General features: G+C 76.3%; 27 protein-coding genes. 18 read left to right on the top strand and 9 right to left on the bottom strand.

Features of this window, described 5'->3' with window-relative positions; genetic code table 11:
• Nucleotides 1-103: 103 nt before the first annotated feature.
• From ACI8AA_RS21610 to ACI8AA_RS21600, 3 genes are all read right to left on the bottom strand, one after another.
• Complete coding sequence (locus ACI8AA_RS21610) at nucleotides 104-796, bottom strand: DsbA family oxidoreductase (RefSeq protein WP_457046426.1); 693 nt, start codon at nucleotides 794-796, stop codon at nucleotides 104-106.
• Between the two features lie 29 nt (nucleotides 797-825).
• A complete protein-coding gene (locus tag ACI8AA_RS21605) occupies nucleotides 826-1,830 on the bottom strand; it encodes a cation diffusion facilitator family transporter (RefSeq protein WP_457046425.1) in 1,005 nt (334 codons plus the stop codon).
• A gap of 105 nt (nucleotides 1,831-1,935) precedes the next feature.
• Nucleotides 1,936-2,316 (bottom strand): FKBP-type peptidyl-prolyl cis-trans isomerase, encoded by a 381-nt coding sequence (locus ACI8AA_RS21600; RefSeq protein ID WP_457046424.1) that lies wholly within the window; start codon nucleotides 2,314-2,316, stop codon nucleotides 1,936-1,938.
• A gap of 118 nt (nucleotides 2,317-2,434) precedes the next feature.
• Here ACI8AA_RS21600 and ACI8AA_RS21595 point away from each other — a divergent pair, with 118 nt between their 5' ends.
• Nucleotides 2,435-4,150: a glycoside hydrolase family 13 protein gene (locus ACI8AA_RS21595; protein ID WP_457046423.1), complete on the top strand. Its 1,716-nt coding sequence runs from the start codon at nucleotides 2,435-2,437 to the stop codon at nucleotides 4,148-4,150.
• On the opposite strand, the gene ACI8AA_RS21590 is transcribed toward ACI8AA_RS21595, so the two are convergent.
• Nucleotides 4,107-5,420 (bottom strand): MFS transporter, encoded by a 1,314-nt coding sequence (locus ACI8AA_RS21590; RefSeq protein WP_457046422.1) that lies wholly within the window; start codon nucleotides 5,418-5,420, stop codon nucleotides 4,107-4,109. The genes ACI8AA_RS21595 and ACI8AA_RS21590 overlap by 44 nt on opposite strands.
• Nucleotides 5,421-5,547: 127 nt before the next feature.
• On the opposite strand from ACI8AA_RS21590, the gene ACI8AA_RS21585 reads away from it, so the two are divergent.
• Nucleotides 5,548-6,789, top strand: a complete 1,242-nt coding sequence (locus ACI8AA_RS21585; protein WP_457046421.1) for an MFS transporter — start codon at nucleotides 5,548-5,550, stop codon at nucleotides 6,787-6,789.
• Between the two features lie 48 nt (nucleotides 6,790-6,837).
• Here the strand turns inward: ACI8AA_RS21585 and ACI8AA_RS21580 are convergent, their stop codons facing one another.
• Both ACI8AA_RS21580 and ACI8AA_RS21575 read right to left on the bottom strand, forming a co-directional pair.
• Nucleotides 6,838-7,332 carry a hypothetical protein gene (locus tag ACI8AA_RS21580; protein WP_457046420.1) on the bottom strand — a complete coding sequence of 165 codons (495 nt, stop codon included), beginning with the start codon at nucleotides 7,330-7,332 and terminating at the stop codon, nucleotides 6,838-6,840.
• A 141-nt stretch (nucleotides 7,333-7,473) separates the two neighbouring features.
• The gene (locus ACI8AA_RS21575; RefSeq protein ID WP_457046419.1) at nucleotides 7,474-8,730 is read right to left on the bottom strand and encodes an acyl-CoA dehydrogenase family protein; all 1,257 of its coding nucleotides are present in this window, start codon (nucleotides 8,728-8,730) and stop codon (nucleotides 7,474-7,476) included.
• Nucleotides 8,731-8,908: 178 nt separating this feature from the next.
• Between ACI8AA_RS21575 and ACI8AA_RS21570 the strand changes: the two genes are divergently transcribed.
• The 3 genes from ACI8AA_RS21570 to ACI8AA_RS21560 are packed head-to-tail and all read left to right on the top strand — an operon-like array spanning nucleotide 8,909 to nucleotide 10,787.
• The gene (locus ACI8AA_RS21570) at nucleotides 8,909-9,709 is read left to right on the top strand and encodes a DeoR/GlpR family DNA-binding transcription regulator (protein ID WP_457046418.1); all 801 of its coding nucleotides are present in this window, start codon (nucleotides 8,909-8,911) and stop codon (nucleotides 9,707-9,709) included.
• Nucleotides 9,706-10,077 carry a DUF4406 domain-containing protein gene (locus ACI8AA_RS21565; RefSeq protein WP_457046417.1) on the top strand — a complete coding sequence of 124 codons (372 nt, stop codon included), beginning with the start codon at nucleotides 9,706-9,708 and terminating at the stop codon, nucleotides 10,075-10,077. The genes ACI8AA_RS21570 and ACI8AA_RS21565 overlap by 4 nt, the downstream gene beginning before the upstream one ends.
• Nucleotides 10,074-10,787, top strand: coding sequence for an NUDIX domain-containing protein (locus ACI8AA_RS21560; RefSeq protein ID WP_457046416.1), 714 nt, complete (start codon nucleotides 10,074-10,076; stop codon nucleotides 10,785-10,787). The genes ACI8AA_RS21565 and ACI8AA_RS21560 overlap by 4 nt, the downstream gene beginning before the upstream one ends.
• Here the strand turns inward: ACI8AA_RS21560 and ACI8AA_RS21555 are convergent.
• Nucleotides 10,737-12,716: an acetoacetate--CoA ligase gene (locus ACI8AA_RS21555; protein WP_457046415.1), complete on the bottom strand. Its 1,980-nt coding sequence runs from the start codon at nucleotides 12,714-12,716 to the stop codon at nucleotides 10,737-10,739. The two genes, ACI8AA_RS21560 and ACI8AA_RS21555, sit on opposite strands and share 51 nt — an antisense overlap.
• Before the next feature lie 174 nt (nucleotides 12,717-12,890).
• On the opposite strand from ACI8AA_RS21555, the gene ACI8AA_RS21550 reads away from it, so the two are divergent.
• The 8 genes from ACI8AA_RS21550 (at nucleotide 12,891) to ACI8AA_RS21515 (ending at nucleotide 20,217) form a co-directional block, all read left to right on the top strand.
• Entirely contained in the window at nucleotides 12,891-13,796 is a 906-nt protein-coding gene (locus tag ACI8AA_RS21550; RefSeq protein WP_457046414.1) for a hypothetical protein, read from the top strand.
• Nucleotides 13,797-13,882: 86 nt separating this feature from the next.
• Nucleotides 13,883-15,274: a hypothetical protein gene (locus ACI8AA_RS21545; protein ID WP_457046413.1), complete on the top strand. Its 1,392-nt coding sequence runs from the start codon at nucleotides 13,883-13,885 to the stop codon at nucleotides 15,272-15,274.
• Nucleotides 15,275-15,373: 99 nt separating this feature from the next.
• Nucleotides 15,374-15,781 (top strand): DUF2237 family protein, encoded by a 408-nt coding sequence (locus ACI8AA_RS21540; protein ID WP_457046412.1) that lies wholly within the window; start codon nucleotides 15,374-15,376, stop codon nucleotides 15,779-15,781.
• Between the two features lie 55 nt (nucleotides 15,782-15,836).
• Nucleotides 15,837-16,331, top strand: a complete 495-nt coding sequence (locus tag ACI8AA_RS21535; RefSeq protein ID WP_457046411.1) for a glutathione peroxidase — start codon at nucleotides 15,837-15,839, stop codon at nucleotides 16,329-16,331.
• Nucleotides 16,332-16,402: 71 nt separating this feature from the next.
• The gene (locus ACI8AA_RS21530) at nucleotides 16,403-17,119 is read left to right on the top strand and encodes a mycothiol-dependent nitroreductase Rv2466c family protein (RefSeq protein WP_457046410.1); all 717 of its coding nucleotides are present in this window, start codon (nucleotides 16,403-16,405) and stop codon (nucleotides 17,117-17,119) included.
• A 68-nt stretch (nucleotides 17,120-17,187) separates the two neighbouring features.
• Nucleotides 17,188-18,258 carry a FecCD family ABC transporter permease gene (locus tag ACI8AA_RS21525; RefSeq protein WP_457046409.1) on the top strand — a complete coding sequence of 357 codons (1,071 nt, stop codon included), beginning with the start codon at nucleotides 17,188-17,190 and terminating at the stop codon, nucleotides 18,256-18,258.
• A 10-nt stretch (nucleotides 18,259-18,268) separates the two neighbouring features.
• A complete protein-coding gene (locus ACI8AA_RS21520) occupies nucleotides 18,269-19,378 on the top strand; it encodes a FecCD family ABC transporter permease (RefSeq protein WP_457046408.1) in 1,110 nt (369 codons plus the stop codon).
• Nucleotides 19,375-20,217 (top strand): ABC transporter ATP-binding protein, encoded by an 843-nt coding sequence (locus ACI8AA_RS21515; protein WP_457046407.1) that lies wholly within the window; start codon nucleotides 19,375-19,377, stop codon nucleotides 20,215-20,217. The genes ACI8AA_RS21520 and ACI8AA_RS21515 overlap by 4 nt, the downstream gene beginning before the upstream one ends.
• Before the next feature lie 142 nt (nucleotides 20,218-20,359).
• Here ACI8AA_RS21515 and ACI8AA_RS21510 read toward each other — a convergent pair whose 3' ends face one another.
• A complete protein-coding gene (locus ACI8AA_RS21510) occupies nucleotides 20,360-21,301 on the bottom strand; it encodes a siderophore-interacting protein (protein ID WP_457046406.1) in 942 nt (313 codons plus the stop codon).
• Between the two features lie 107 nt (nucleotides 21,302-21,408).
• On the opposite strand from ACI8AA_RS21510, the gene ACI8AA_RS21505 reads away from it, so the two are divergent.
• On the top strand, nucleotides 21,409-22,410 hold the full coding sequence (locus ACI8AA_RS21505; protein WP_457046405.1) for an ABC transporter substrate-binding protein: 1,002 nt from the start codon (nucleotides 21,409-21,411) through the stop codon (nucleotides 22,408-22,410).
• Here ACI8AA_RS21505 and ACI8AA_RS21500 read toward each other — a convergent pair.
• Complete coding sequence (locus ACI8AA_RS21500) at nucleotides 22,407-23,387, bottom strand: EamA family transporter (protein ID WP_457046404.1); 981 nt, start codon at nucleotides 23,385-23,387, stop codon at nucleotides 22,407-22,409. The genes ACI8AA_RS21505 and ACI8AA_RS21500 overlap by 4 nt on opposite strands.
• Nucleotides 23,388-23,498: 111 nt before the next feature.
• On the opposite strand from ACI8AA_RS21500, the gene ACI8AA_RS21495 reads away from it, so the two are divergent.
• From ACI8AA_RS21495 to ACI8AA_RS21480, 4 genes are all read left to right on the top strand, one after another.
• Nucleotides 23,499-23,858 carry a hypothetical protein gene (locus tag ACI8AA_RS21495; RefSeq protein ID WP_457046403.1) on the top strand — a complete coding sequence of 120 codons (360 nt, stop codon included), beginning with the start codon at nucleotides 23,499-23,501 and terminating at the stop codon, nucleotides 23,856-23,858.
• Nucleotides 23,859-23,900: 42 nt separating this feature from the next.
• Nucleotides 23,901-24,683, top strand: coding sequence for a thioesterase family protein (locus ACI8AA_RS21490; RefSeq protein ID WP_457046402.1), 783 nt, complete (start codon nucleotides 23,901-23,903; stop codon nucleotides 24,681-24,683).
• A gap of 70 nt (nucleotides 24,684-24,753) precedes the next feature.
• The gene (locus ACI8AA_RS21485; protein WP_457046401.1) at nucleotides 24,754-25,638 is read left to right on the top strand and encodes a mechanosensitive ion channel family protein; all 885 of its coding nucleotides are present in this window, start codon (nucleotides 24,754-24,756) and stop codon (nucleotides 25,636-25,638) included.
• The gene (locus ACI8AA_RS21480) at nucleotides 25,635-26,138 is read left to right on the top strand and encodes a hypothetical protein (protein WP_457046400.1); all 504 of its coding nucleotides are present in this window, start codon (nucleotides 25,635-25,637) and stop codon (nucleotides 26,136-26,138) included. The genes ACI8AA_RS21485 and ACI8AA_RS21480 overlap by 4 nt, the downstream gene beginning before the upstream one ends.
• Nucleotides 26,139-26,185 lie beyond the last annotated feature (47 nt).

Raw genomic sequence — 26,185 nt, 5'->3', positions numbered from 1 at the left:
GACGGTGGCGCGCTCGGGGCGGGCCCCCCGCGCGTGGCCCACCCCCCCCCCCGGCGCGGCCCCCCCCGGGGGCGGGGGGGCGCCCCCCGCCGTGTGTCCGGGCTCAGACGGCGCAGGAGTCGCCCTCGCAGCCGTCGGCGGCGGGGACGGTGACCAGCGGGTGGGCGTCGGCCCAGGCCCGCTCCAGCACCTGCAGCAGCAGCTCGGCCGGCTGGGCGCCCGCGGCGCCGTACTTCCGGTCGACGACGAAGAACGGCACCCCGGTGGCGCCGAGCGCCTGGGCGGTGGCGCCGTCGGTGAGGACCGCGGGACGGAACCGGTGGTCGGCGAGCGCCGCCCGCACCTCGGCCTCGTCCAGGCCGACCTCGGCGGCCAGCGCGGCCAGCGAGTCGACGTCGAAGACCGAGCGGCCCTCCTCGAAGTGGGCGTGCAGCAGCCGCTCCTTCATCGCGCCCTGCCGGCCGTGCTCGGCGGCCAGGTGGATGAGCTCGTGGGCGAGCAGCGTGTTGCCGCTGACGCCGTCGGCCAGGGCGTACTGCAGGCCCTCACCGGCGGCGGTCTCCTCGACGTGCCGCATCATCGCCCGCATGTCCTCGACCGGGCGGCCGTACTTGGTGGCCAGCGCCGGGAGGGTCGCGTGGGTCTCGCCCTCGGGGATCGTGGGGTCGAGCTGGAAGGACCGCCAGACCACCTCGACCTGGTCGCGGTGGGGGAACCGCTCCAGCGCGGTCTCCAACCGGCGCTTGCCGATGTAGCACCACGGACAGACGACGTCGGACCAGACCTCGATGCGCACGGCATCCCCCAACCACGGTCCGGCCGCCGTCATTCCGGCCGGTGCACCTCCGCGCGGGCGCGCCCGTCGCCGGGGGTCGGGTCGAGGAAGACGAAGCGGACGCCCTCGTGGCGGGCGACCAGCCGCCGCTCGGCCTCGTCGGAGGCCCGCTCGATGTCGGCCACGGTCGCGGTGTCGGCGAAGTCGACCTTGGCCATCACGGCCAGCTGCCCGGGACCGATGACCGTGGTGAGCAGGACCGGGACGTCGTCGACCTGGGGCAGCCCGGCGATCTCCGCGCGCAGCTGGTCCTGCAGCCGGCGCGGGATCGACTGGCCGATGAGCAGCGAGACGTTGGCCCGCGCCAGCGACCCGGCCACCAGGAGCAGCAGGACGCCGATGAGGATCGCGGCGACGCCGTCCCACACCGGGTCGCCGGTCACCTGCTCGAGGAACAGGCCCAGCGCGGCGAGGACGAGCCCGACCAGGGCCGCGCTGTCCTCGAACGTCACGGCCTTGACCGTGGTGTCGGTGGTCTCGGCCAGGTAGCGGCGGGGCGTCGTCCCCCACTTGCGGGCGGCCCCGCGGACCTGCCGCAGGGCCTTGAGCCAGGAGGCGCCCTCGAGGACGAACGAGACCGCCAGGACGACGTAGGCGATCAGCGGCGAGCCCTGCTCCTCGCCCTCGAGGATCGTCTCGATCCCCTGGTAGAAGGAGAAGCCGGCGCCCAGGGTGAAGGTGGCGAGGCAGGCCAGCAGCGCCCAGAAGTAGGTCTCCCGGCCGTAGCCGACCGGGTGGCGGGCGTCGGGCGCCTTGTTCCCGCGCTTGAGCGCGACGAACAGCAGCACCTCGGTGATCGTGTCGGCCAGCGAGTGCGCGGCCTCGGACAGCATCGCCGAGGAGTGGCTGACCAGCCCGCCGACCAGCTTGGCGACGGCGATGCCGAGGTTGGCCAGGCCGGCGACGACGACGGTGCCGGTGGACTCCCCGCCCGGCTCCCCGCCGGTGCCCTCCTTGGCGCGGACGTGCTCACGGGTGGGGACCGGCTCGCTCATGGCCGCACCGGTGCCCCGCGGTTGCCCGGCGCAACCACGTGCCGGTCAGCGGCGGGTCGTGCCCCGCCCCCGAGCGGGGCAGGGCACGACCGCGCGCGGGGGGGCTCAGCGCACGCCGACGAGGTCGACGACGAAGACGAGCGTCGCGCCCGGCTTGATGACGCCGCCGGCGCCGCGGTCGCCGTAGGCCTTGTGCGGGGGGATCGTCAGCCGGCGGCGGCCGCCGACGCGCATGCCCTGGATCCCCTCGTCCCAGCCCTGGATGACCATGCCGACGCCGAGGCGGAACTCCAGCGGGTCGCCTTGGTCCCAGGAGGCGTCGAACTGCTCGCCGCCGTCGTGGGTGACGCCGACGTAGTGCGCGCTGACCAGGTCGCCGGCCGTGGCCTCGGGGCCGTCGCCGACGACGAGGTCCTCGATCACCAGGTCGTCGGGCGCGGGCCCGGTGGGCGGCTCGACGTCGGGTCGGCTCAGGGGCTCGGCCATCGGGGTCCTCCTCGGATCGGGGGTGCCGGGGGGTCCCCGACGGGTCCCGACCATCCAATCAGCGGGCTCCCGGAGCCGCGCGGGTGCGGAGCGGGGCCAGGGGTGCTGGGCTGGTCGGGTGACCCCCGCTGACGCGCCGTGGTGGACCCGTGCCGTCGTCTACCAGGTCTACCCGCGCTCCTTCCAGGACTCCGACGGCGACGGGATCGGCGACCTCGGCGGGGTCCTGCAGCGGCTGGACCACCTGGCCGACCTCGGCGTCGACGTCGTCTGGCTCTCGCCGGTCTACCCGTCGCCGCAGGCCGACAACGGCTACGACATCAGCGACTACCAGGACGTCGACCCGCTGTTCGGCTCGCTGGCGCAGCTGGACGAGCTGGTCGCCGGGCTGCACGCCCGCGGCATGAAGCTGGTGATGGACCTGGTGGTCAACCACACCAGCGACGAGCACCCGTGGTTCGTCGAGAGCCGGTCGTCGCCGGACTCGCCGAAGCGGGACTGGTACTGGTGGCGCCCGCCGCGGGCGGGCCTGGCGCCCGGCGACCCCGGCGCCGAGCCGACCAACTGGCACGGCTTCTTCTCCGGCTCGACCTGGGAGCTCGACGAGGCCGGCGGCGAGTACTACCTGCACCTGTTCGACCGCAAGCAGCCCGACCTGAACTGGGAGAACCCCGAGGTCCGGCAGGCGGTCTACGCGATGATGCGGTGGTGGCTCGACCGCGGGGTCGACGGGTTCCGCATGGACGTCATCAACCTGATCAGCAAGGACGTCGGCCCGGACGGCGAGCTGCACGACGGCCCGCCGCTGCCCGGCCTGCCCTACGGGGACGCGACCGCGTCGGTGGTGTGCGGCCCCCGCATCCACGAGTTCCTCCAGGAGATGCACCGCGAGGTCTTCACCGGCCGGCGCGAGCAGCTGCTCCTGGTCGGGGAGACGCCCGGCGCGACGGTGGAGGACGCGCTGCTGTTCACCGACCCCGCGCGCGAGGAGGTGGACATGGTCTTCCAGTTCGAGCACGTGGGCCTGGACTTCGAGGGCTCCAAGTTCCGCCCGCGGCCGCTGCGGGTGCGCGACCTCAAGGCCTCCTTCGGCCGCTGGCAGACGGGCCTGGCCGACGTCGGCTGGAACTCCCTCTACTGGGACAACCACGACCAGCCGCGGGCGGTGTCCCGCTTCGGCGACGACTCGCCCCGCCACCGCCGGGACTCCGCGACCTGCCTGGCCACGCTGCTGCACCTGCACCGCGGGACGCCCTACGTCTACCAGGGCGAGGAGATCGGGATGGCGAACTTCCCGTTCACCGAGCTGGCGCAGTTCCGCGACGTCGAGTCGCGGGGTCACCACGTGCAGGCCGTGGCGCACGGCGCCGACCCCGACGAGGTGTTCGCGGCGCTGCGCCGGATGAGCCGGGACAACGCCCGCACGCCCGTGCAGTGGGACGCCTCGCCGAGCGCCGGGTTCACCACCGGGACGCCGTGGCTGGCGGTCAACCCCGACCACGTCGAGTGGAACGCCGCCGCCCAGCGCGACGACCCGGCCTCGGTGTTCGCCCACCACCGGCGGCTGATCGCGCTGCGGCACGAGGACCCGGTGGTGGCGCTGGGGCACTTCACGATGCTGCTGCCCGACCACGACGAGGTGTACGCGTTCACCCGCAGCCTCGACGGCGACACGCTGCTCGTCGTCTGCAACCTCGGCGCCGAGGAGCAGGACCTCGCCGGCCTGCTCCCCGAGGCGGTCGGCGCGGAGGTCGTCCTCGGGAACCTGCCCGAGGACGACCCCGCCGTGCTCAGGGCTTGGGAGGCCCGGGTGTTGCGCCCTCCGGCTCGCTGACCGCCCCGACCCCGGTCGGCTCCCCGGCGGGGACGTCGAGCGGGTGGGCGATCTCGTCGGCCGGCAGCCGCCAGTACAGGATCGCCGCGACCGCGAGCAGCGGCGGCACCAGCCCGGTGAGCAGGAACGTGCCGGTGAGCCCGACGACCTCGCTGACCGGCCCGGCCAGCGCCATGGACAGCGGCATGAACGCCAGCGAGACGAAGAAGTCCAGGCTGGACACCCGGCCGAGCAGCGCCGGCGGCACGCGCCGCTGCAACAGCGTCCCCCAGATGACCGTGCTCGACTCGAACGCCGCGCCCAGCACCCCGGCCGCGGCGATCATCAGCCACAGCGACGACGTCCAGCCGAAGACGACCATCGGCACGCAGCCGAAGCCCCACAGCAGGTTCATGACCGTGAGGTAGCGCCGCGGCAGCCGCAGCGAGGCGACGACCGCCGACCCCAGCGCGCCGCCGATGCCGAATGCGGCCAGCACCCAGGCGTGCTCGGTCGGCCCGCCGCCGGTCTGGTCGCGGATCGCGAAGGGGACCAGCACCTCGAACGGGCCCATGAACACCAGCACCATGAGCGAGGCGAACAGCAGCGTCGCCAGCAGCCACGGCGTGCGGACCATGTAGGCGACGCCCTCGCGGACGTCGGCGAACAGGCCCGAGCCGACCTCGTCGCGGCGCACCGGCATCGTCGGCAGCGCCGCCACGCACGCGGCCGAGACCGCCGAGGTCAGCGCCGTCGCGAGCAGCGCCGCGCCGGGTGAGAACACGCCGACCAGCACGCCGCCGGCTGCGGGCCCGATCGCCATCGCCAGCGCCGGGCGGACGACGCCCTCGAGGCCGTTGGCGGCGAGCAGGTCGCCCGCCGGGACCACGCTGGGGACCAGCGCCGAGTAGGCCGGGTAGTACAGCCCCATCGCGACGCCCTGCGCCAGCGCCGCCGCGGCCAGCGGCCCGAGCGCCAGCGCCCCCGCCAGCGACAGGACGGCGACCAGCCCGACCGCCGCCGTCTGCAGCAGCGCGACGCCGAGCAGGATCTGCCGCTGCGGCACCCGGTCGGCCAGGGCGCCGCCGAGCAGCGTGCTGGCCAGCATGCCGCCGGCGGACAGGGCGGTGGCGAAGGACAGGGCGGCGGGCCCGCCGCCGAGGTCGACCACCTGCCAGACCAGCGCGACCGTCCACAGCCCCTGGGCGAGCAGCGACAGCCCCATCGAGCCGGCCAGCAGGCGGTAGTCGCGGTGCCGCAGGGGCGCGAGCGCGCGCGGCAGGCCGGCCATCTCGGGTCCTCCTCGGGGGTCGGCGCCCCGTCGGCGCCGTCGGTCCCATGCTCGCCGACGGAGCCGACAGCAGTCAGCCGGATTACCGGGAGAGCGCAGGAACGGTCGCGTCTACAGTCCCGTTCCCGTGGGCCGGGTGGTCGAGGCGGTGCTGCCCGCCCGGATGGGGACGTCGTTCCGCTGGCTGGTGGCGTCGTCGTGGGTGAGCAACCTGGGCGACGGCGTGGCGCTGGCGGCCGGGCCGCTGCTGGTGGCCGCCCGCACCCAGGACCCGCTGCTGGTCGCGCTCGGCGCCCTGCTGCAGCAGTTGCCGTGGCTGCTGTTCGGCCTGCACGCCGGCGTCCTGGCCGACCGGGTGGACCGGCGGCTGCTCGTCGCCGCCGTCGACCTGGCCCGCGCCGGGGTGCTCGCCGTGCTGGCCGCCGCCCTGTTCACGGGCGACGTCGGGCTGGCGCCCGTGCTGGTCGCGCTGTTCGTGCTGGGCACCGCCGAGGTCTTCGCCGACACCGCCGCCGGCACCCTGCTGCCGATGGTCGTCGACCGCGCCGACCTGGGCATCGGCAACGCCCGCCTGACCGCGGGCACCCTGACGATGAACCAGCTCGCCGGGCCGGCCGTGGGGGGCGTGCTGTTCGTGGCGGGCGCCGCATGGCCGTTCCTCGCCCAGGCGGTGCTGGTGGCGCTGGGCGCGGTGCTGATCGCGCGGATGCGGGTCCCGCCGCCGGAGCGGCCGGCGCGGCGGGGGCGGATCGGCCGGGACGTCGCCGAGGGGCTGCGCTGGACCTGGGGCCACCCCGCGGTGCGGACGCTGACCGTCACGATCGTCCTGTTCAACGTCACGTACGGCGCGGCCTGGTCGGTGCTGGTGCTGTACGCCGACCAGCGGCTGGGCCTGGGCGCGGCCGGCTACGGCCTGCTCACCACGGTCGGCGCCCTGGGCGGCATGGTCGGGACGGCGTCCTACGACTGGCTGGAGCGGCGCGTGGGCATCGCGACGCTCATGCGGGTGGGCCTGCTGCTCGAGACGCTCACCCACCTGGTCCTGGCGCTGGCCACGACGCCGTGGGTCGCCGCCCCGGTGCTGTTCGTCTTCGGAGCGCACGCCTTCATCTGGGGGACGACGTCGCGCACGGTCCGGATGCGCGCCGTGCCGGCCGGGCTGCAGGGCCGGGTCGGGAGCCTCTACGCGATGGGCGTCTTCGGCGGCATCCTGGCCGGGCAGGCCGTGGGCGGGCTCGTGGCCCGGGTGTGGGGCGTGACCGGCCCGTTCTGGTTCGCGTTCGCCGGGTCGGCGGTGCTGCTGGCGCTGATCTGGCGCGAGCTGGCCAACGTCGCGCACGCCGACGCCGAGGTCACCACGGCCGGGTGACGCTCGTGCTCTGCCCACACCGGTGTGCAGAGCACGAGCGTCGCGGCGTCAGACCCCGGGCGCGAAGACGAGCCGGAAGCCGCCGTCGACCGGCTCCACCTGCCAGGAGACGTCCCCGGAGGTACCCGACACCGCGGGCTCGCCCAGGCCGGTCTCGGTCGGCTCGGCGGCGGGGGCGGCCGACGCGTAGTGCGCCAGGACGTCCTCGGCGGCGAGGTCGGAGGCGTAGTTCGCGTACTCCTGGCTGCCGTCGGCCGTGCCGCCGGTCTCGCACAGGGTCGACCCGGCCGGCGGCTCCGGGAAGTCGGCGGGGACGGACTCGACGTCGGCGATGTCCGCCCCGCCGGCGACGGCCAGCGGGAACGCCGCCAGGCACTCCTGCGGCACGTCGGGCGCGGCGCCGGCGTCCCCGGCCGCACCGGCGTCCTCGGCCGCGGCGGCGAGGTCGTCGAGCTCCTCCCCGCCGCAGGCGGACAGCAGCAGGGCGGAGCCGAGCAGCGCCCCGGCGAGGGCACGGCGGGCGGTCGGACGGGTGCGGGACACGGTTCTCCTCGGGCGTCGTCGGGCCCCGGGCGGACGACCGGGACCGGCCCGCGTTCGCCGCCCGGCGGGCGGTCCGGCTGCGGGCCGCGCGGGACCGTAGAGGAGGGACGCCGTCCCGTCAGCACCTCGCGACGCGGGAGGTCACGTCAGCGGCGAGCGGGGCAGCAGGCGGTCGCTGATGATCCGCTTCTGGATCTCGCTGGTGCCCTCGAAGATCGTGGTGAGCCGGGCGTCGCGCCAGTGCCGCTCGACCTGCCGCTCGGTGGTGTAGCCGTTGCCGCCGTGCAACTGCATGGCCTGGTTGGTCACCCGCACCGCCATCTCGGTGGCCTCGAGCTTGACCATCGAGGCCTCCTTCTCGCAGCGCACGCCGAGGTCGATGAGGTGGGCGACCTGCCGGTAGAAGGCGCGCGCCTGCTCGATCTGGGCGGCCATCTCCGCGACGGCGAAGCGCAGCGCCTGGAAGTCGCCGATCGGGTGGCCGAACTGCTCGCGCTCCTGCAGGTAGACGAGTGAGTCCTCGAGCGCGGCGCGGGCCAGGCCGACGGCCCGGGCGGCGGTGTGCACCCGCGCGGTGTTGAGGAACTTCTGCGCCTCGGCGAACCCGGCGCGCTTGGCGGCCTCGCCCTGCTCGTCGCTGGCGGCCGCCTGGTCGACGACGTTCTCCCGCGGGATGCGGACGCCGTCGAAGACGAGGTCCCAGGTGAGGAAGCCGTGGTAGCCGATCTTGTCGATCGGGGTGCCGGTGAGCCCGGGCGGGAAGGCGCCGCGCTCCTTCTCCAGCAGCAGGTTGACCAGCCCGGCGGAGCGGGACTCCCCCGGCTCCGGGTCGCGCTCGCGGACGAGGACCTGGATGAAGTCCGCGGCCTCGGCGTTGCCGCACCAGCGCTTGTGCCCGGTGACCACCCACTCGTCGCCGTCGAGCACCGCCCGGGTGGAGACGCCGGCGAGGTCGGAGCCGGCGTCGGGCTCGGACAGCGCGATGGCGCCGATCCACTCGCCCTTCGCGCTGCGGCGCAGCAGCTCGCCGCGCCGGGCGGGGTCGGCCACCGCCGTCCCGAGGCCCTGCGAGCGGGCGAGGATGCTGGCGCTGCTCATCCAGGTGCGGGCCAGTTCCTCGGAGACCATGCAGTACTCGAAGACGCCGAGGCCCAGCCCGCCGTGCTCGGCCGGGACCGTGATGCCGAAGTAGCCGAGCTCGGCCATCCGGGCCAGCAGCGCCTCCGGCAGCAGCCCCTTCCGCGGGTCCAGCTCGTCCGCGACCGGCAGCACCTCGTCGTAGGCGAACCGGCGCGCCTGCCCCTGCAGCGCCTCGCGCTCGGGGGTGTGCCACGGCGGCAGCAGCGCCGGCGGCTGCGGCTCGAGCAGGTCGGCGGGGCGCTCCTGGGTCGACGTCATCGTCGCGGGGCCTCTCTCCGTCGTCGGTCGGGGGTCGCGGTCCGGGTCCCTGCCCACCATGCGCGCGCCGCCCCTGACCTGCACGGCGTGCCTACAGGAGCGTGACCGAGCACACGCCCGTCCCTCAAAGGGCACAAATACTTCACGGATCTCACACGCAGCTGGTAGGACTACCGCCGTGGCCGTCCCCGACCGACTCGACGTGACGCTGCGGCTGGTGCGCAACGCCGGCCGGGCCTCGCTCGCCGACCTCGCCGCCCGCCTGGGCGTCTCCGAGATGACCGTGCGGCGCGACCTCGACGCGCTGCAGGCCCGCGGGCTGGTCGAGCGGGTCCGGGGCGGCGCGGTCGCCGTCGCCGGGCCGGAGGGCTCCGCGGGCTTCGCCGCGCGGGCCGGCTGGCAGGCCGGCCTCAAGGACCGGATCGGCCGCCGGGCCGCCGCTCTCGTCGCGCCGGGCGCGACCGTGCTCCTCGACGCCGGGACGACGACGGTGCACGTGGCCCGCGCGCTGGCCGACCGGGCGGCCGCGGGCGAGGGCCCGTTCACGGCCGCCGTCGTGAGCCTGCCGGTGGCCGACGCGCTGGCCGACCGGCCGGGGATCCGGCTGCTCGTCGTCGGCGGGGAGTCGCGGCCGGGCGAGCGGAGCCTGGCCGGCCCGCTGACCGCCGCGGTGCTGCGGCAGCTCACCTTCGACCTGTTCGTCATGTCGATCGGGGCGGTGGGCGCCGCGGCCGGCTGGTCGGAGTTCACGCTCGAGGACGCCGCGGTCAAGCAGGTCGGGCTGCAGCAGGCCCGCGACACCCTGGTCGTCGCCGACGCCTCGAAGCTCGGCGTCCGTGCCTTCGCCTCGGTGGCCCCGCTGGACGCGGTCGGCCGCCTGGTCACGGACGCCAGCGCCCGCGACCCCCAGCTCACCCCCGCGGCGCAGGAGACCCTCGCCGCGCTCGACGACGCCGGCGTGGAGGTCGACTACACGTGAGCCAGCCCCTGTTCATCCTGGTCGCCGGCCCCTACCGCGGGGGCACCGGCGACGACCCGGGGATGATCGCAGCCAACCACCGGGCCATCCAGCGGGCCTGCCTGGAGCTGTTCCGCGCCGGCCACCTCGCTGTCAACGGGGAGGACCTCGCCCTGCCGCTGGCGGAGCTGGCCGGGTCGACGCGGGTGGGCGACGCCGCGTTCGACGAGGTGTTCCACCCGCTGGGCCGGCGGCTCGTCGCCCGTGTCGACGCCGTGCTGCGGCTGCCCGGCGCCTCGGCCGGCTCGGACGAGATGGTCGCGCTGGCCCGCGCCCGCGGCGCCGCGGTCTACACCAGCGTCGACGAGGTACCGGCGGTGGCCCGGTGACCGGCGTGCTCGGCGTCCCCGGCGTCGACGTGCCCGACGCGCGCGGCCGGACCGGGCTGGACCGGGTGGGCCGCGACCTCACCGGCAACCCCGACGTGGTCGTCCGGGACGTCGAGGTGCTCTCCAGCTCCTGGTACGTCAACCGGCGGACGACGTTCGCCCGCCGCGGCCGCGACGGCACCTGGCGCACCGAGCAGCGGGAGACCCACGACCGCGGCAACGGCGCCACCGTGCTGCTGTACGACACCGCCCGCCGCACCGTGCTGCTCACCCGGCAGTTCCGGTTCCCCGCCTACGTCAACGGCTCGCCCGACGGGATGCTCGTCGAGACCGCCGCCGGGCTGCTCGACGAGCAGGACGCGGAGGCCGCGGTCCGGCGCGAGGCCGAGGAGGAGCTCGGCGTCGCCGTCGGGGCGCTCACCCGGCTGCCCGACCTGTTCACGAGCCCGGGCTCGGTGACCGAGCGGCTGGCCTTCTTCGCCGGGCCCTACACCCCGGCCGACCGGGTGTCGGCCGGGGGCGGACTCGCCGAGGAGGGCGAGGACATCGAGGTGCTCGAGCTGCCGTTCGACCAGGCGCTGGCCATGGCCGGCGACGGCCGGATCGCCGACGCGAAGACCGTCCTGCTGCTGCAGTGGGCGGCGCTGCGCGGGCCGTTCTCAGCGGGCGCCGCGCTCCCGGGCGAGGGCGACGTAGTGCTCGACGAGTGACGCGTCGTCGACGGCCCCGGGGTTGACCGCCTTCTCCGGCGCCACGCCCTGGAACAGCCGCTTGAGCGGCACCTCCAGCCGCTTGCCGGTCCGGGTGTGCGGCACGCCGGGGACGACGAGGATCTCGTCGGGCACGTGCCGCGGGCTGGCCGAGCTGCGGATGGCGGCGCGGATGCGGTCGGCGAGCTCGCCGGTGAGCTCGGCGCCGGGCGCCATCTGCACGAACAGCGGCATCCAGTAGCCGCCGTCGCGCTGCTCGACGCCGAGGACGACGCAGTCGGCCACCTCCGGGAACGACTCGACGGCGGCGTAGATGTCGGCGGTGCCCATGCGCACGCCGCCGCGGTTGAGCGTGGAGTCCGAGCGGCCGGTGATGACGCAGGTGCCGCGCTCGGTGACCTCCATCCAGTCGCCGTGCCGCCACACGCCCGGCCACGGCTCGAAGTAGGACTCGCGGTAGCGGGTGCCGTCCGGGTCGTTCCAGAAGTACAGCGGCATCGAGGGCATCGGCTCGGTGATGACCAGCTCGCCGAGCTCCCCGGTGACCGGCTCGCCGTCCTCGCCCCACGCGGCGGCCGCGACACCGAGCATCGGCCGCTGCAGCTCGCCGGCGGTCACCGGGAGCAGCAGCGTGCTGCCGATGAAGCCGGTGGCGACGTCGGTGCCCCCGGAGACCGAGGCGAGGAAGACGTCGCGGCCCACCGCGTCGTAGACCCACTCGAACGCCGAGGCCGGCAGCGGCGAGCCGGTGGAGCCGATCGTCCGCAGCGCCGACAGGTCGTGGGTCTCCCCGGGCCGGATCCCGGCCTTCTCGCAGGCGACCAGGTAGCCGGCGCTGGTGCCCAGGTAGGTGAGGCGGGTCCGCGCGGCGATCGCGAACTGCGCGTCGACGGAGGGGTGGGCCGGGGCGCCGTCGTGGACCACCACGGTCGCGCCGCGCAGCAGCGCCGAGGTGGCGATGTTCCACATGATCCAGGCGGTGGAGGCGTACCAGTAGAAGCGGTCGCCGGGGCCGACGTCGCCGTGCAGGCCCAGCTGCTTGTGCTCCTCGAGGACCACGCCGCCGTGCCCGTGCACGATCCCCTTGGGCAGCCCGGTGGTGCCCGACGAGTAGACGATCCACAGCGGGTGGTCGAACGGCAGCGCCTCGAACCCGGGCTCCTGCCGGTCGGCGACGGCGTCGGCCCAGCCCAGCGCGCCGTCGGGGAGCTCGTCGGGGAACAGCCGGGGGACGGCGATCGTCGTCGTCACGGTGGGCAGGGCGGCCCGCAGCTCGGCGACGACGCCGCGCCGGTCGTAGGGCTTGCCGTTGAAGCGGTACCCGTCGACGGCGACCAGCACGGTCGGCTCGATCTGGGCGAACCGGTCGAGCACGGCGCGGGTGCCGAAGTCCGGCGCGCAGGAGGACCACACCGCCCCGATCGACGCCGCGCCGAGGAACGCGACGACCGCCTCGGGGACGTTGGGCAGGTACCCGGCGACCCGGTCACCGCGTCGCACGCCCAGCCGGCGCAGCGTCGCGGCGAACGCCCCGACCTGGCCGCGCAGGTCGGCCCAGGAGACCTCGACCGGCTCGGCGTCCTCGGCGACCGCGATCAGCGCCGGGTGCTCGTCGGTGGCGTGCCGCAGCGCCTGCTCCGCGTAGTTCACCGTGGCGTCCGGGAACCACTCGGCGCCGGGCATCTCCCGCCGGGTGAGCACCCGGTCGTCGGGGACGCCGGGCAGCACGCCGGACCACGCGGCGACGTCGGCCCAGAACTGGTCGAGGTGCTCGACCGACCAGCGCCAGATCGCGTCGTAGTCGGTGGGGTCCAGGTCCAGCCCGCGGCGGGCGGCCACCTCGCGCGCGAAGGCCGCCAACCGCGTCGCCTCCCGGACCTCCCGGGTGGGCTGCCAGAGCACCGGTGCGGGAGGGGTGTCAGCGGTCACAGCGGCACCCTGCCACTCCCCCCGCCTCACCGGAGCGGGTGGGTCGGCCTCACAGGACGTGACCGTTCCGTCTCGCTTCCACCCGATCGGGGGACGGCGTTCGACTGGCTGTTCCTGTGACGGACCGGTTCCAATGAGTGAGCACTGTGTCGGACGACACCTGGGGGAGGTGCGATGGACGAGCGTTCCCTGATGCCGTGCCGTCGCACCCGCCTGCGCCGGTGGGGCGGCCGGCTGGCGGTCCTCGCCGGGACCGCCGCCGGGATCTGGCTGGCCGGCGCGTCCACCGCCTCGGCCGACGAGCCGCCGCCCGCCGGCCTGCTGGGCGCGGTCACCGCGCCGGTGGTCCAGGTGGTCGGGTCCATCGCCCCGCCCGTCGTCGCACCCGTCGCGGACGCGGTCGCGCCGGTCCTGGCGCCGGTCGCCGAGGCGGTCGCCCCGGTTCCCGCGCCGCTGCGGGACGTCGTCGCGCCCGTCGGCCGGGTCCTCGAGCCGGTGACCGACGCCGTCGCGCCGGTGACGCAGGCGCTGTCCCCGGTCACGGGGGCGCTGCGGCCGGTCCTGGCGCCGGTCACCGAGGCGCTGTCCCCGGTCACCGAGGCGCTGGCGCCGGTGACCCGTGCGCTCCCGCCGGGAACGGGCGTGCCGGCCTCCGTGGACGTCCCCGCAGCCCCTGCCGCCGACCCGCTCGACACCGCGGCCGGCGCTCCCGTGGCCGGCGCCGGTGCGCCCGTCGCGACCGCCCCGGCCGCCTGGCCCGGCGCCGACGTCGCGGGCCCGCGGGTCCCCGCCGCGGTCGAGCGGTCCGCGGACGTCACCGGTCCCGCGCCCGCCGCGGCGCCGGTCGCCGTCCCGACGCCGGACGTGCCGGTCCCGCCGCTCGTGCCTGCCGTCCCCGCGGTGCCGGCCGTGCCGGCGTCCGCGGGCACCGCCTCCGGCACCGCCGGCGCCGACCAGCCCACCGCCGACCTCGGCGCGGCCGTCCCCGTCGCGCAGCAGGCGGCCGCCGTGGCGGCCGCTGCCGAGGCCCGGGAAGCCGCCGCCGGCGACCCGGTCGACCCCGCCACCTCCCCCGACTGAGGACGCGCCTCCCGGCCACGGGCCGGGCGAGCGCAGTCCCCGCCGTCCCGTCCGGGACGCGGTCCCTCCTCAGTCAGGAGTCCTCCATGCACCCCTGGGCCACCCGCGCCCTGCGCGTGGCACTGATGACCGGTGGCCTGCTGGCCCTCGGCACCGGTGTCGCCGCCGCGTCCGACGACCTCGACGTGACGGTGCCGGTCACCGTCACCGACAACGCGCTCGGTGTCCTCGACACCGGCACCCCGACCGGCGGGCTGGAGCTGCCCGCCGTCTCGCAGGACCTCTCCCTCGACCTGGGCCCGGTCGACGTCTCGGTGCCCGTGACCATCGGCGGCAACGACGCCTCGGTCGGCGGGGGCACCGCCACGCAGGAGCCGGCCGCACCGGCGCCGGGCAGCACCGACCCGGCCGACGTCGTCGTGCCGGTGACCGTCGTCGGCAACGGGATCGGCGTGCTCGGCGACGCCGCCGCCGGCGGCACCGCCCCCGCGACCCCGGAGGGCGCGGTGACCGTGCCGGTCACCGTCTGCGGCAACGGCGTCGGCGTCCTGGGCGGCGCGCTCGGGGGCTGCACCGCCGCTCCGGCGCCGGCTCCCGCGCCGGCCGACGGCGGCCCGCTCGGCGACCTGCTCGACGTCGACGTCCCGGTCACCGCGTGCGGCAACGGCCTCGGCCTGCTCGGCGACGCGGCCGGCGACTGCACGCCCGCCGTGCCGACCGGGGACGCCGGCACCGGGTCCGACGGCTCCCTGCTGGACGTCGACCTGCCGGTCACCGTCTGCGGCAACGGGCTCGGCCTGCTGGGCGACGCGGCCGGCGACTGCTTGCCGGCGGCCCCCGGCGACGGGTCGGGTGACGGCTCGACTGACGGCTCCGGGACCGGCGACGGCATCGACGTCGACCTGCCCGTCACCGTCTGCGGCAACGGCCTCGGCCTGCTGGGGGACGCCCTCGGCGGGTGCTCCCCCGACGGCACGGAGGGCCCCGGCGGCCCCGGCTCCGGGAACGACGGCTCGGGCGGCGGCATCGACGTCGACGTGCCGGTGACCGTCTGCGGCCTGGGTCTCGGCCTGCTCGGCGATGCCCTGGGCGACTGCACGCCGCCGACCGACCCGACGAACCCGACCGGCCCCACGGCCCCGACCGACCCGCAGCAGCCGACCGACCCGCAGCACCCGGGGACGCCGGAGGACTGCCCGGGCCACGGCTCGGGTCACGGCTCGGGCCACGACCGCGGCCACGGCCGGGAGAACGGCTGGGCCCACGGGACCACCCGCCCGGTGTCGGCGGCCGGCTCCTGGTCGGCGGGCTCCTGGACGGCGGGCTCCTGGACGGCGTCCGACCGCTCCGCGGACCCCGGGGAGCTCGCCTACACCGGCACCGAGACGGTCACCGCTCTCGGCGCGGCCCTGCTGGCCCTCGCGCTGGGGACAGGCCTGACCCTCGCGGGCCGGCGTCGTCGCGAGGACGCCGTCTGACCGGCACCGTGTGACCGCTCTCCGCGGGCCCGGCCGGCAGCGTCGCCGGCCGGGTCCGCGGACGGGCACGCCCGGGAGCACCTCTGCCACGATCCCGTCGTGACCGAGCCGGAGCCGGGGACCGAACGCAACGTGCTGGGCCGTCCCCTGGAACCCTGCGGCACCGAGCCGCTGACCGGCTTCTACCGCGACGGGTCCTGCCGCACCGGCCCCGACGACCTGGGCGGCCACACGGTGTGCGCCGTCGTCTCCCGCGAGTTCCTCGCCCTGCAGCGCGAGCTCGGCAACGACCTCACGACCCCGCGGCCGGAGTTCGGGTTCCCCGGGCTGCGGCCCGGCGACCGCTGGTGCGTCGTCGCCACCCGCTGGCTGCAGGCCTACCGCGCCGGCGCCGCGGCCGGGGTGGTCCTCGCGGCCACGAACGCGCGGTCGCTGGAGGTCGTGCCGCTCGCCGCGCTGCGGCAGCACGCCGTCGACGTCCCCGACGACATCAGCGACCTGGAATGAGTCCGGCGCCCCGGGCGCTGGTGCCGTCGACCCGCCCGCCCCGCGAGGAGTGCCCGTGACCGACCTGCTCGACCTGCCCGTCTCGACCCTCCAGGGCGAGGACACCACGCTCGGCGCGCTCACCGGCCGCCGCCCGGCCCTGGTGGTCAACGTGGCCAGCCGCTGCGGCCTCACCCCGCAGTACACCGGGCTCGAGGAGCTGCAGCGGGAGTACGGCCCGCGCGGGTTCACCGTCGTCGGCGTGCCGTGCAACCAGTTCGCCGGGCAGGAGCCCGGCACCGCCGAGGAGATCGGGTCCTTCTGCTCGGCCACCTACGGCACCACCTTCCCGATGACGGGGAAGGTCGAGGTCAACGGCGAGGGCGCGCACCCGGTCTACCAGCGGCTCACCGAGGCCCCCGACGCCGCCGGCGAGGCCGGCCCGGTGCAGTGGAACTTCGAGAAGTTCCTGGTCGACGGCGACGGCGCGGTCGTCGCGCGGTTCCGCCCGATGACCGAGCCGGGCGCGCCCGAGGTCCGGACGGCGATCGAGGCGGTGCTCGCCGGCTGACCCCCGCCCGGGCGCCGGCGGGTCGCCGCCCGCAGGGTGCCGGGCCTCCGCGGGCGGGGCAGCATCGGGCCATGGCCGACCTGCACTTCTACTTCGACCCGGTGTGCCCGTTCGCCTGGCTGACCAGCCGGTGGGTGCGCACCGTCGCGGCCCGGCGGGAGTACGACGTCGACTGGCGCTTCATATCGCTGCGCCTGCTCAACGCGCACGTCGACTACGACGCCCACTTCCCGCCGGAGTACGAGGCCGGCCACACCGCGGGCCTGCGGCTGCTGCGCGTCGCCGCCCGCACCCGCGAGGAGCACGGCCGCGCGGCGGTCGGCACGCTCTACGAGACGCTCGGCCGGCGGGTCTTCGAGACCGAGCCCGACCGGCCCGGCACGGCCGGCGAGCGCGGCACGCGGGCCTACCTCGCGCCGGTGCTGGAGCGCGCCGGGCTGCCGGCGGACCTCGCCGACGCCCTCGACGACGACGGCCGGGACGCCACGATCCGGGCCGAGACCGACGAGGCGCTGGCGCTCACCGGCAAGGACGTCGGGACGCCGATCCTGCACTTCGAGCCGCCCGAGGGGGTCGCCTTCTTCGGCCCGGTCATCAGCCGGCTGCCCGCCGACGACGACGCGGTCGAGCTGTGGGACGCCGTCGTCCGGCTGGCCCGCTTCCCCGGGTTCGCGGAGCTCAAGCGCAGCCTGCGCGAGCGGCCGCAGCTGATCGCCGCCGGGGTGCAGCCGGACGAGGTCGGGGTACAGGAGGACTGGCACGGCGGGAGCCGCCGCACGAAGCGGTGAGCGTGACCCGCACCGGGGCGGGTACTAAGGTGAGCCTTGCCTGATCACGAGCCGTCCGGAGCTGCCCGGTGTCCGTCCCCAGCGTCACCCGCGCTCCCGCGGCGACCCGGGCGACCCCGCCACGCCCGGCACGGACCGCCCGGACGCGGCGTCGCCTGCTCGGCCTGGCCGGGCTCCTCGTCCTCGTGGTCGCCGCCTGCGCCGCCAGCATCGCGATCGGCACCCGCCCGCTCGGCCTGGGCACCGTGTGGGAGGCCCTCACCGACCGCTCGCTGCGGACCGAGGAGGCGGTGATCGTCTGGGACCTGCGGGTCCCGCGCACGGCGCTCGGCCTGATGGTCGGGGCGTCGCTCGGGGTCGCCGGCGCCTTGATGCAGGGGCACACCCGCAACCCGCTCGGTGACCCCGGCCTGCTCGGCGTCACCGCCGGCGCCTCCTTCGCCGTGGTCCTGGCCATCGCGCTGCTGGGGATCAGCACGCCGTCGGGGTACGTGTGGTTCGCCTTCGCGGGCGCGCTGGCGGGGACGGTCGCCGTGTACGTCCTGGGCGCGGCCGGCCGCGGCGGGGCCACCCCGGTCACCCTCGCCCTGGCCGGCTCCACGCTGTCCGCGCTGCTCTACGCCCTGGTGCGCGCCGTCCTGGTCAGCGACTCGGACTCGCTGGACGCCTTCCGCTTCTGGGTGGTCGGCGCGCTGGCCGGCCGCGGCGCCGACGTCGCCTGGCAGGTGCTGCCGTTCGTCGTCGCCGGCCTGGTGCTCGCCCTGCTCAACGCGCCCGCCCTGGACCTGCTCGGCATGGGCGAGGACGTCGCCCGCGGCCTCGGCCAGCGGGTGTGGCTGGCCCGCGCCGTCGGCCTGGTGGCCATCACGCTGCTGGCCGGCGCCGCGACGGCCGCCTGCGGGCCGATCGCGTTCGTCGGGCTGGTGGTGCCGCACGCCGTCCGGGCGTTCACCGGGCCGGCGCACCGCTGGCTGGTCCCCTGCTCGGCGCTGGCCGGGGCGTTCCTGCTGCTGACCGCCGACGTCGTGGGCCGGGTGATCGCCCGGCCCGGCGAGGTGCAGGTCGGCATCGTGCTGGCCCTGCTGGGCGGCCCGTTCTTCATCGCGCTCGTGCGCCGGCGCAGGAGCGCGACGCTGTGAGGGCCGCCGCGTGACCGCCACCGTCGACACCATCCGCGAGACGACCCCGCCCGACCCCGGCGGGCGTCCGGCCGGCCGCGCGGTCGTCCTGCGGTACGGGCCGGTGTCGGTGCGGTTCCGCTGGCGGTCGGTCGTCGTGCCGCTGGCCGCGCTGGCCGCCGTCGTGCTGCTCGGGGCGGTCGCGCTGGGCCGCGGCGACTACCCGATCGCGGTCACCGACGTGCTGCGCACGCTGGTCGGGGCCGGCGAGCAGGGCCAGCGGTTCGTCGTGCTGGAGCTGCGCGCGCCGCGGGTCGTCGTCGGCGCGCTGGTCGGGCTCGCGCTCGGCGTGGCCGGCGCCCTGTTCCAGACCTTCGCGCGCAACCCGCTGGCCTCCCCGGACATCCTCGGGATCACCTCGGGCGCCTCGGTAGGCGCCGTCGTCGCGATCGTCGCCACCGGGACCTCGTCGGCGGGCGCGGTCCTCGGCGGGGTCGGCGTCCCGCTCGCGGCCCTCGCCGGGGCGCTGGCAGCCGGGCTGCTGCTGTTCCTGCTGGCGTACCGGTCCGGCGTCGACGGCTACCGGCTGGTCCTCGTCGGCGTCGCGGTGTCCTCGATCTCGCTGGCGGTGGTCGACTGGCTGCTCACCCGGGCGGCCATCTACGACGCCGCGGCCGCCTACGTGTGGATCGTCGGCTCGCTCAACGCCCGCACCTGGGACCAGGCCGCCCCTCTGGCCCTCGCCCTCGCGGTGCTCCTGCCGCTGGCGCTGGCCGCGGGGCGGGTGCTCGGCGTGCTGCAGTTCGGCGACGACACCGCACGGGGGCTGGGCGTGCGGCTGTCCGCGGCGCAGGCCGCCGTGGTGCTCATCGCCGTCGTGCTGGTCGCCGCGTCGGTCTCGGCCGCCGGGCCGATAACGTTCGTCGCGCTGGTCGTCCCGCAGATCGCCGTCCGGCTGACCGGCGGCTCGCGCCCGCCGCTGCTGGCGTCGGGCCTGCTCGGCGCGGCGCTGGTGGTGCTCGCCGACCTGCTCACCCGCACCGTCCTGCCCGAGGCCCTGCCGGTGGGGATCCTCACCGCCGTCGTCGGCGCCCCGTACCTGCTCTGGCTGCTCGTCCGCGGGAGGCGGACCATCGCATGACGACTCCCACCACCGACGCGCCCCCGCTGTCCGTGCCCGCGGGCGGGGGGCGGGTGCGCCTGGCGGCCGAGGGGCTGCGCCTGGCCTACGACGACCGCGTCGTCGTCGACGGGCTGGACCTCGCGCTCACCGACGGCTCGTTCACCGCGATCGTCGGCCCCAACGGCTGCGGCAAGTCCACCCTGCTGCGGGCGCTGGGCCGGCTGCTGCGCCCGGCGGCGGGCCAGGTGCTGCTCGACGGGCGGGCGATCGCGCGGACGCCGACCCGTGAGGTCGCCCGCGTCCTCGGGTTGCTGCCGCAGACGCCGGTCGCCCCGTCCGGGCTCACCGTCGCCGACCTGGTGGCCCGCGGCCGCCACCCGCACCAGAGCTGGCTGCGGCAGTGGTCGACCGAGGACGAGGCGGTCGTCGCCGAGGCGCTGACCTGGACCGACATGGGCGACCTCGCCGACCGCCCGGTGGACGAGCTCTCCGGCGGCCAGCGGCAGCGGGCGTGGATCTCCATGGCGCTCGCCCAGGGCACCGACCTGATCCTGCTCGACGAGCCGACGACCTACCTGGACCTGTCGCACCAGATCGACGTCCTGGAGCTCGTGGCGCGGCTGCACGCCGAGCGGGGGCGGACGGTCGTCGTCGTGCTGCACGACCTCAACCTCGCCGCCCGCTACGCGCAGCGGCTGGTGGCCATGCGCGACGGCGTCCTGGTCGCCTCGGGCACGCCGCACGAGGTGCTCACCGAGCAGCTGCTCGCCGACGTCTTCGACCTCGAGGCCCGCGTGGTGCCCGACCCGGTGGCCGGCACCCCGATGGTCGTCCCGGTCCGCCGACTCCCCAGGTGAGTTGATGGAACGGCCCCGCTGGAGTTGATGGAACGGCCCCGCTGCAGGGGCCCGCCGCTGGCCCCGTCCGGAGGCTCGTCCCGAGCTTGCGAGGGATGAGGGGACGGGGTCCTTCCACGGTGGGGGGCAGCGGGGTCCTTCGTCAGTTCTCCGCGCGGCCCTCGCGCCAGTAGCCCATGAAGGCCACCGAGCGCCGGTCGACGCCGAGGTCGCCGACCAGGCGGCGGCGCAGCTGCTTGACCATCCCGGCCTCACCGGCCAGCCAGGCGTAGCAGCCGGCCCCGGCCGCGGGGTCCTCCGGGACCTCCCACAGCAGGCCGGTGTCGAGGTCGACGTCCTCGGGGGCGGGCGCCGGCGCGGCGCAGACCCCCAGGTCGACCAGCGCGGCGTGCACCGCGGGCACCAGCAGCTCGCCGCGGGGGCGGTCGGCGCGGGCCAGCCAGCGCACCTGCACGCCCTCCGGCAGCCGCAGGTCCTGCAGGTCCCCGGCCTCGGGCACCTCGAGGACGGCGACGGCGCACCGGCCCGGCGGCAGCGACTCGAGGATCGCGCTGACGGCGGGCACCGCGGTCTCGTCGCCGGCCAGCAGCAGGCAGGAGGCCGTGGCCGGCGGCGCCCACTCGACGCCCCAGGCGCGGCCGCGGCCGGGCCGGTCGGGGCCCATGAGCACCATCGGGTCGCCCGGGCGGGCCTGCGCGGCCCAGGTGGCGGCCGGGCCGGCGTGCCCGTCGGCGACGCCGTGCAGGACGACGTCGAGGTCCACCTCGGCCCGCTCGGGACGGGCCGCGCGCACGGTGTACGTGCGCAGGACGGGGCGGCGCTCCTCGGCGAGCGCGCAGTAGGCGGGGTACCACTCGGCGCCGGCGGCCTGGAGCTCGGCCAGCGCCGTCGGATCGGGGGCGAGGACGAGCTTGACCCGCTGGTCGTCCCCGGCGACGCCGAAGTCCTCGAGCTGCGGGCCGGTGAGCGTGATCCGCACCATCGACGGGCCGAGCGGGCGCACGCGGGCGACGACGGTCTCGAAGAACAGCCACTGCGGCAGCTCGGCCAGCGCCGCTGCCGGGGCCTCGGTCGTCGTCGTCACGCGGGTCTCCGCTCCGCTCGGGGACGGCCCTCGCGGACCGGATAAGGCAAGGCTAACCTCCCCTCGCCCGCAGGGGGAACCCCCTGCCCGAACCGGAGGAGGACCCGGTGTCCCGACCCCCGCGTCTGCTCGGCGCCTCCCTCGCGCTGGCGGCCCTGCTCGCGGCGAGCGCCTGCGCCGGATCCGGCACCGACGACGGGGCGGAGGCCGCGGCCGGGGGCTGGTCGTTCACCGACGACGTGGGCACCACCGTCGAGCTCGACGCCGCGCCGGAGCGGGTGGCCGGCCTCAACGACGTCGCGTCGTCGCTGTGGAACCACGGCATCGAGCCGGTGGCCACCTTCGGCCAGACCTCGGCAGCCGACGACGTCCAGTTCGAGGGCCGCGACCTCTCCGGCGTCGAGATCGTCGGCGAGAGCTACGGGCAGATCGACCTCGAGGCGCTGGCCGCCGCCGACCCCGACCTGATCGTCACCACCGTCTACCCGGTGGACTCCGACGGGACGCTGGACGACACCCAGCCCCTCTACGGCTTCGAGTCGCTGGAGCAGCAGGAGCAGGTCGCGCGGATCGCGCCGGTCGTGGCGATCGCCTGGCGCGGCTCGGCCGCCGAGGTCATCGAGCGCACCGCCGAGCTCGCGGGGTCCCTCGGCGCGGACATGGACGGCGCGGAGGTGAGCGCGGCCCGGCAGGACTACGAGGAGGCCTCCGCGGCGCTCACCGAGGCCGCGTCGTCCGGGGTCACGGTGCTGCCGGTGGCCGCCTACCCGGACGAGGGCTTCTACATGGCCAAGGCCCCCGACGACCCGTCGCTGCGCCTCTACTCCGAGCTCGGCGTGCAGTTCCTCGACCCGGGCGGCGACGGCTACTTCTGGCAGACCGCGAGCTGGGAGCAGGTGCCGCAGTACCGCAGCGACGTCATCCTCTACTCGCTGCGCGGCGGGATGACCCCCGAGGAGATGGCCGGCCAGCCGACCTACGACCTGCTGCCGGCCGCGCAGGCGCAGCAGGTGTACCCGTGGGAGTACGTCGGCATGGACTACGCCGCGCAGGCCCGGTACATGGAGCGCCTGGCCGGCTGGCTCGCCGACGCGCAGGAGGTCGCTTAAGGCACGAGCGGCGCCGGCGTCTCGGGGACGGGCGCCGGCGCCGGAGCCGGCCGCGCGGCGGTGCGGGCGGTCTGGGCGAGCGCGATGCCGCCGAGCACCACCAGCCCGCCGGCCACCTGCCAGCCGCTGAGCACCTGCTCGAGCCACAGCCAGGCGACGACCGAGGCGAAAACCGGCTCGACGGTGGCGACCAGGCCGGCCGTCGTCGGCTGCAGGTGGCGCAGCGCGGCGATCGACAGCCAGAACGGCGTGATCGCCCCGAGGACGACGATCCAGGCCACGAGCACCCACAGCGGCAGCTCCACCGAGCCGAGCGAGACCGGCACCCGCTCCCCGAGCACGCCGGCCTCGAACGGCGCGGTGAACGGGGCGACGACGGCCCAGAACAGCGCGGCGGCCACGAACGTCCAGGTGGTGAGCGCGACCGGGTCGCGGGTGGCCGTCCCGCGCTCGCCCATGAGGTAGTAGGTGGCCAGGCAGACCGCGGCGGCCAGGCCCGCGGCGACGCCGAGCGGGTTCAGCGAGCCGCCGCCCTCCCACACCTGCGCGACGAGGACCAGCCCGGACAGCGACAGCGCCAGCGCCACCCAGATCCGGGGGCGCACGGGCTCCCGGCGCACCAGCCGCACCCACAGCGCGATCCCGACCGGCGCGGTCATCTCGAACACCAGCGCGATGCCGACGGGCAGCCGGCCGATGGCCACGTAGTAGAGGAACTGGGTCAGCGCGACGCCGACCACGCCGAACACGGCGAGGAAGGGCACCTCGCGCCAGGTGAGCCGCAGCCGCCGCGGGGAGACGAGCGCCAGCGCGGCCAGCAGGCCGGCCGCCGCCCCGCCGCAGCGCATCGCCGTCAGCCAGGTGGGCGGGACGCCGGCCTGCAGCGCGAGCGTGGAGACGGTGCCGTTGACGGCGAACAGCGCCGCCGCCGCCACGGTGGTCAGGTAGCCGATCGCGGGACGGCGGGTGTGCGGCACCCGTCCGAGAGTAGCGGGCGTACCCCCGGACGCCACCTACCGACGGCGCGCCGGCGGTGCGGTGCCCCGCGACACGGGTGGCTCTCAGGGAGGGCGGGCACCCTCGGGGGCGTGACCGAGCCCCGCCCCCCGTGGTCCCGACGGCGCCGCCGCCTGCTCCTCTGGCTGGGCGTGGGGGCCGTCGTCGGCGGGGTCGGGGCGCTCGTGCTGCCCGCGGAGTTCGGCGTCACCGCGGCCTACCTCGGGGCGCTGTGCGCGTTCCTGCTGGTGGCGGCGGCGGTGGTCTTCGTCGCCTTCCCGGGGCCGGACACCGCCGGCGCGCTGCTGCGGTCGACGCCGGTGGCCGGTGCGGTCCTCGTCGTGGGGGTGCTGATCTCGCTGTCGGCGGAGGGGCAGCCGCTGTGGTGGCTGGCCGCGGGAGTGGGCGCGGTGTGGCTGGTCTCCGCGCTGTGGCTGGCCCGCTCCGGCTGACCCGCGGGACGGCCCCGGCCCGGGCCGGGCGAGACTGCGGACGTGCACCTGCCCTCCGCCTGCTACCTCCCGGACGGCGACGGCTACGTCGCGACCGCGCTGACCATCGGGCCGTGGGACCCGGGCCTCCAGCACGCCGGGCCGCCGGCCGCGCTGCTCGCCCGGGAGGTCGAGCGGGCCGGCGGGATCCCCGGCGGGCAGACGGTGCGGCTGGCCTACGACGTCCTCGGGCCGGTGCCGGTGGGGCCGGTGCGGGTGGAGGCGCGGGTGCTGCGCCCGGGCAGGCGGATCGAGCTGGTCGAGGCCGCGCTCACCGCGGGCGGGCGCACCGCGATGCGGCTGACCGCCTGGCGGATGCGCAGCCGCGACGCCGCCGACACCGCCACGCCCGCGCAGCCGGCCGCCGTCGGCCCGGAGGACGCCCGCCCGGCGGTGTTCGACGTGTTCCGCCAGGAGGTCGCCTACCACCGCGCGCTGGACTGGCGGGAGGCGTCGGGCTCGCTCACCGGCACGGGGCCGGCCGCGGCCTGGACCCGGCCGCTGTGCGCGCTGGTCGACGGCGAGCCGATGACGCCGCTGGAGCACCTGCTGGTCATGACCGACGCGGCCAGCGGCATCTCCGCCGAGCTCCCGTGGGACCGGGCGACCTTCGCCAACGTCGACCTCGTCGTCGCGCTGTTCCGCCAGCCGGAGGGCGAGTGGCTGGGCATGGACGCGAGGACGACGCTCGGCGCCGGCGGCGTGGGGCAGTGCGCGGCCGACCTCTACGACGCCACGGGGCGGATCGGCCGCTCGGTCGCCTCGCTGTTCGTCGAGCCGAGGTAGAGGCGGCTCCCGGCGACACCGGGTTGGATGGGCACCGACCCCCCGAGCCGACCGGAGGACCGGATCCCGCATGGCACCGTTCACCGACCTGCTCGACTGGCTGGCCGGCCGCGGCCTGGAGATCGTGCTGATCATCCTGGGCTCGGTCCTGGTGGCCCGGTTCGTCAGCTGGGTGGGCGACCGGATCACCAGCCGCATCGATGCCCGCTCCACCGGCGGCGACGTGCTGGTCCGCTCCGAGGCGGCCAAGCACCGGCACTCCCTCACCCAGGTCGTCACCTGGACGCTCATCGTGATGGTCTACGCGGTGGCGGCGTTCTACGTGCTCGACCGCCTCGGCGTCCCGGTCACCGGCCTGGTCGCCCCGGCCACCGTGCTCGGCGTGGGGCTCGGCTTCGGCGCGCAGCGGATCGTCGGCGACGTCCTGGCCGGGTTCTTCCTCATCACCGAGCGGCAGTACGGCTTCGGCGACGTCGTCTCGATCCAGGTCGTCGGCGGCGGCGACCCGGCCGACGGCACGGTCGAGGACGTCACGCTGCGGATCACCCGGCTGCGCTCGGCCGACGGCGAGGTGGTCACCATCCCGAACGGGCAGATCGTCAAGGTGGTCAACCTGTCCCGCGACTGGGCGCGCGCGGTGGTCGACGTCCCGGTGCCGACGACGGCCGACGTCACGCGGGTCAACGAGATCCTCCGCGAGGTGGGCCGGCAGGCCTTCGCCGACGACCACCTGCGCCGCCTGCTGCTCGACGAGCCGAGCGTGATGGGCGTCGAGAGCATCGACCTCGAGCAGGTCAACGTGCGGGTGGTCGCCCGCACGCTGCCCGGCCGGCAGTTCGAGGTGAGCCGCGACCTGCGCGCCCGGATCGTGCTGGCCTTCGGCCACGCCGGCCTCAACGTCACCCCCGAGCCGGCGCCCACCCCGGCTCCCGCACCGGCCCGGGCGCAGCAGTGACCGTCCCCGGCGCCCCGCGTCCCGACGAGGAGACCGGTGGCGGCGACCCCGCCGGCCGCGGCCGCTTCGGCCTGTCGAACGTCCTCCGCCGCTCGCCCGGGCACATCGGCCGGGCGCGCACCTCCACGCTGGTGCTCGTCGTGCTCTTCCTGGGCCTGGGCGTGCTCTACCTGTACGTGAAGCCGCCGGACCCGGCGACCGTCCCGGCCGGCGGCACGACGGAGGTCACCACCCCGGCGCCCGCGCCGGAGACGACGGCACCCCCGACGACCCGCGAGCCGGAGCCGACGACGACGGAGCCCGAGCCGGAGCCGACGACGCCGCCCGAGGAGACGACCCCGCCGTCCGCGCCCACCACCACCGCGCCGGCTCCCCCGACCCTGCCGACGACGACCACCCCGCGGACGACCGAGCCCGCGACGGAGACGCCGACGACGCAGCAGCCCCCGTCCCCCGCCGAGGAACCCCCGCCGACGACGGGCAGCACCCCGACCACCTGACGCGGCGCGTGGACAGCGCAAGTGAACGACGGTTAACTGAACGACGG

This window comes from Geodermatophilus sp. SYSU D01180 (assembly GCF_054050415.1).
The sequence above is the reverse complement of the archived record's forward strand: the minus strand, read 5'-3'. Positions and strand labels throughout refer to the sequence as shown.